Consider the following 4,640-nt stretch of genomic DNA (forward strand, 5'->3'; position numbering starts at 1 on the left):
TCCCTGGTCTCCGTTGTCATCGGCACCGTGCTGGCCATACCCATCGGCATCTTCGCCGCCAGAAAGGCCGGAACGATCTGGGACAACCTCACCACGGGCTTTACCCTGATTGGGCAGTCCATGCCCAGCTTCTGGCTGGGACTCTTGCTGCTGATTGCATTTGCCTATAAAATCCGGCTTTTCCCGGCCGGCGGCTATCAAGGCCCTTCAAGTTACGTCCTCCCGGCGATCACCAGCGCCCTGATGATGACGGCGCTGACAGCGCGGCAGACGCGCTCCAGCATGCTCGAGGTCCTGCGGGCTGATTACCTGCGCACGGCGCGCGCCAAGGGCGTCCCCGAGAGGTTGGTCATCAGGAGACACGCCCTGAAAAACGCCTGGATTCCCATTCTCACGACCATCGGCATGGGCATGAGCCGCTTCCTGGCCGGCTCGGCCGTGATTGAAACGGTCTTCTCCTGGCCCGGCATCGGCCGCTTAACCGTGGAGGCGGTTTCGCAGCGCGACGTGACCCTCGCCTGCGGCTGCGTGATCATGACCTGCATCCTCTACGTTATTGTGCTGTTGATTGTTGACCTGCTCTATGCCTTTGTCGATCCGCGCATCAAGGCCAAATACGCCTCCGTCGGCCGGAGAAGGAAGGTGACGGCATGACCACAGCAACGAATGTCCTTGTTTCCAGAAAATACGCCAAAAGAAGCAATGCCGCTGAAGTCTGGCACAGGCTGAAGACCAACAAGGGCGCCATCGCCGGCTTTACCATTATTTGCATAATCCTCGCCATCACCCTTTACTCCGTCTTCTTCATTAGCTATGAAGAGGTTACGGCAATAAACGTGCAAAACCGCCTGCAGCCGCCCAGCTGGGAACACCCCTTCGGCACCGATGACATGGGGCGGGACCTCTTCAAGAGAACGCTCTACGGCTCGCGCTACTCCCTCCTCATCGGCCTGGGCGGAGTTTCCATCTCCCTCATTGTGGGGTTGATCCTCGGCTCGATCGCGGGATATTTTGGCGGCCTTGTAGATGACCTGATCATGCGCTTTTCGGATTTTCTGGCTTCCATACCCACCCTTCTGCTGGGCATGGTTATTGTTACCGTTTTGGGGCAAAGCCTTCCCAACCTCATCCTTGCTGTTGGTGTTACCGCCATCCCTGAATTTATCAGGATCACCAGGTCATCAGTTCTCGTGGTCCGGAACCAGGAGTTTGTCGAGGCGGCCACCGCCATCGGGATGTCCCACCTGGGCATTATTTTCTCCCAGGTTGTTCCCAACGGCCTTTCCCCGATCATAGTTACCGTGACCTCGCGCATTGGCGCCGCCATTATTGAAGCCGCCTCCCTCAGTTTCCTCGGCTTCGGCATTCCGGTGCCTCATCCCGAGTGGGGCCTTCTTGTTTCCGAAGGGCGGAACTACATTAGGATAGCGCCGCATCTCACCTACTTCCCGGGCCTCTTCATCATGGTCACGGTCTTTGCTTTCAATATTCTTGGCGACGGCCTTCGCGATGCTCTCGACCCCAAGCTGAAGAAATAGGAGGTGGGCACAATGGGCAGTGAACTCAACGGCCAAGCGGCAAAGGACAACAAGGAGCTGGTGCTCGAGGTCAATAACCTGGTCGTGCACTACGTCCTCCAGGAGGAGACGGTAGAGGCGGTAAACGGGATCAGCTTCTCCCTGGAAAAGGGGAAGACCATCGGGCTGGTGGGGGAAACCGGCGCCGGAAAAACGACCACCGCCCTGGCGATCATGAACCTCGTGCCTGATCCCCCCGGCGTGATCAAGGACGGGACGATCAAGGTGTGCGGCTACAACATGCTCGAGCTTTCAGCGAGGCAGCTCGAAAAAATCCGCGGCAAAGAAGTTTCCATGATCTTTCAGGATCCCATGACCTCGCTGAACCCGGTGATCACCGTGGGCGACCAGATTGCCGAAAGCGTCATGCTCCACGAAAAGCTTTCGTATTCCCAGGCCTTCAAGCGCGCCAAGGAGATGCTGGAGATGGTGGGCATACCCGGCGCCCGGGCCGCGGAGTACCCCCACCAGTTTTCCGGCGGCATGAGGCAGCGCGTAGGGATAGCCATTGCCCTGGCCTGCAACCCCAAGCTCCTGCTGGCCGACGAGCCGACCACGGCGCTGGACGTGACCATACAGGCGCAGGTCCTGGATATGATTGATGAGCTTAAAAGGGAGCTCGGCACCGCCCTGGTCATGATCACGCACGATCTTGGCGTTGTGGCCAAAATCTGCGACCTGGTGGCGGTTATGTACGCGGGCCGCATCGTTGAATACGGCACCCTGGAGGATGTATTTGACCGGACACTGCATCCGTACACCGAGGGGCTGTTCAACTCCCTTCCCGACATCAGGAACAGGAAAAACCAGCTGCAGCCCATTCCCGGTCTGATGCCTGACCCGACGAACCTGCCCCGCGGCTGCTCCTTTGCGCCCCGCTGCCGCTACGTTAGCGATGCCTGCAGGGAAGCGCAGCCGACCAAGCACCAGGTGAGCGAGACGCACGTCATTTACTGCAGCGCTTATGATGACTCCAATTTCCAGATTGAAAGAGCGAGGGGGAGAGGCGGAAATGGCTGAAGTGCTTTTGCGGGTACGCAATCTAGTTAAATACTTCAAAACTTCCAGGGGCGTCGTGCATGCGGTTGACGACATCTCCTTCGACATCGAGGAGGGGAAAACACTTGGCATCGTGGGTGAATCCGGATGCGGAAAATCTACCACCGGCAGGTGCCTGATCCGCCTCATTGAGCCCACTTCCGGGGAGATTATCTACCAGGGCCAGGACATCTGCAAGCTCAAGCGCTCTGAAATGAAGAATCTGCGCAAGGAGATGCAGATTATCTTCCAGGATCCCTATGCCTCCCTCAACCCCAGGAAGACGCTGCTGCAGATCATTGCCGACCCCCTGCTCTACAATAAAATCATTAGCAGCAGGGACAAGTTTGCCATTGAAAAGCGCGTCCTGGAGCTGATGGAGAAGGTAGGCCTTGCCGAAAGACTTATCAACACCTATCCCCATGAGCTGGACGGCGGGCGCCGGCAGCGCATCGGCATTGCCAGGGCGCTGGCGATGGAGCCTAAATTTATCGTCTGCGACGAGCCCGTTTCCGCCCTGGATGTCTCCATACAGGCGCAGATATTGAACCTGCTCAAGGAACTGCAGCGCGATTTGGGCCTGACCTATGTCTTCATCACGCACGACCTGTCCGTGGTCAATCACTTTTCCGATGACATCGCCGTCATGTACCTGGGGCAGATCGTGGAGAAGGCGCCGGCCGACGAGCTCTTCGAAAACCCGCTGCATCCCTACACCCAGGCCCTTTTGTCGGCTATTTTAATACCCGCGGTGGGAGCCAACCGCGAGAGGATCAAGCTGCGCGGCGAGCTGGCCTCGCCCATTGACCACCGCCCGTCTGCCGCTTTGCCAAGCGGTGCAACTACTATTCCCAGGAATGCGCCCACGGCGTGCCGCCGCTCCTGGAGATAACGCCCGGCCATTTTGTAGCCTGTCACCAGGTCAAGCCGGTGGCCCCAAGCGCGAAGAAGGCCAATTAACCGTGCCGGGGAAACGGCGGGTTGGAGCGGCAGCCCCTCCTGCCGGAGAGGCGCGGTTTAAAGGGATATTTCTCTTCCAGCCAATAAATGTCATGGTCTTGCCGCAGAAAGGAGAGTGTTCACCATGAAATACCGCCAGTTTGGCAAGACGGAATGGAAGATATCCGCCCTGAGCCTGGTGGCCATGCCTCTTTCCGCCATTGAAGGGGGTTGGCCCGATTCAAGCACCGGTGCGTTGAGTGAAATCATCCGTTATGCCATTGATGGAGGCGTCAACTGGCTCGATCTCGGCTATCCCTATTATGTGAAGAAGCCGCAGGACTTTTTTGCGCAGGTTCGCCTGGCCCTGGCTGGCGGCTTCCGGGAGAGGGTTAAAGTCGCTCTCCGCCTTCCTTCCCTGCTCATCCGTTCGCCGCGCGATTTTGACCGCCATCTGGGAGAGCAGATGCAGCAGGCCGGGCTCGAACAGGTTGATATCTGCCTTTTGGAGGGATTAAACCGGGACACCTGGCCAAGGATGAAGGAGCTTGGCGCCATTGCCTGGGCCGAGCAAGCCATGCGGGAAGGCCGGATCAAAGAGCTGGGCTTTGTTTTTCATGATGATCATCAATACCTGCGCAGCGTCCTCCAGGGCTATGACCACTGGGCTGTTGCCGTTTTCCAGTACAGCTACATGGATTACAGGCATCACCCGGGTCTGAGCGGCCTGCAGATGGCCGTCCAGCATGGCCTGCCCGTGATCGCCGAGGATCCCTTCAAAGGCGGCCGGCTGCTGAAGGAGCCGCCGGAGGAAGCTGCGGCCCTGCTGGAGGGAGCCGTGCCGAAACGGACCCTGGCCGAATGGGCGCTGCTGTGGGGCTGGCATCATCCCGAGGTGGCCAGCGTCCTGGCCGAGATAAGCACTTTGCAGCAGGCGAAAGAATACCTGGCCCTGGCTGAAAAGGCTGAAGCGGGCATGCTGGAGGTTAAAGATCAGCTGCTGCTGGCCCGGGTAAGGGAAGCCTACCAGAAAGGGCGGAGCGTGCCCTGCCCCGCCTGCTACTGCTGCATGCCCTGCCCCCAGGG

4 protein-coding genes and 1 pseudogene are annotated in these 4,640 nt (G+C 58.7%); all 5 read left to right on the top strand.

Annotation, left to right across the window (positions count from 1 at the left end):
• Positions 1-654, top strand: a 654-nt coding sequence (locus tag ACE4YL_RS05280; protein WP_461369340.1) for an ABC transporter permease, incomplete at its 5' end; no start/stop codon positions are given.
• A complete protein-coding gene (locus tag ACE4YL_RS05285) occupies positions 651-1,538 on the top strand; it encodes an ABC transporter permease (protein WP_461369341.1) in 888 nt (295 codons plus the stop codon). The genes ACE4YL_RS05280 and ACE4YL_RS05285, both read left to right, overlap by 4 nt.
• 12 nt (positions 1,539-1,550) lie before the next feature.
• On the top strand, positions 1,551-2,597 hold the full coding sequence (locus ACE4YL_RS05290; protein WP_461369342.1) for an ABC transporter ATP-binding protein: 1,047 nt from the start codon (positions 1,551-1,553) through the stop codon (positions 2,595-2,597).
• Positions 2,590-3,575 (top strand): annotated as a pseudogene (locus ACE4YL_RS05295) (ABC transporter ATP-binding protein). The gene ACE4YL_RS05290 and the pseudogene ACE4YL_RS05295 overlap by 8 nt, the downstream one beginning before the upstream one ends.
• A 124-nt stretch (positions 3,576-3,699) precedes the next feature.
• Positions 3,700-4,640: aldo/keto reductase (locus ACE4YL_RS05300; protein ID WP_461369343.1), on the top strand; the 941-nt coding region annotated here is incomplete at its 3' end.

This window comes from Candidatus Darwinibacter acetoxidans (assembly GCF_041936445.1).
Lineage (GTDB): Bacteria > Bacillota > Limnochordia > Darwinibacteriales > Darwinibacteriaceae > DTU010.

Coding starts and splice junctions, on each gene's coding strand:
- ACE4YL_RS05285 (WP_461369341.1), top strand. CDS start 651: ATGACCACAGCAACGAATGTCCTTGTTTCCAGAAAATACGCCAAAAGA.
- ACE4YL_RS05290 (WP_461369342.1), top strand. CDS start 1,551: ATGGGCAGTGAACTCAACGGCCAAGCGGCAAAGGACAACAAGGAGCTG.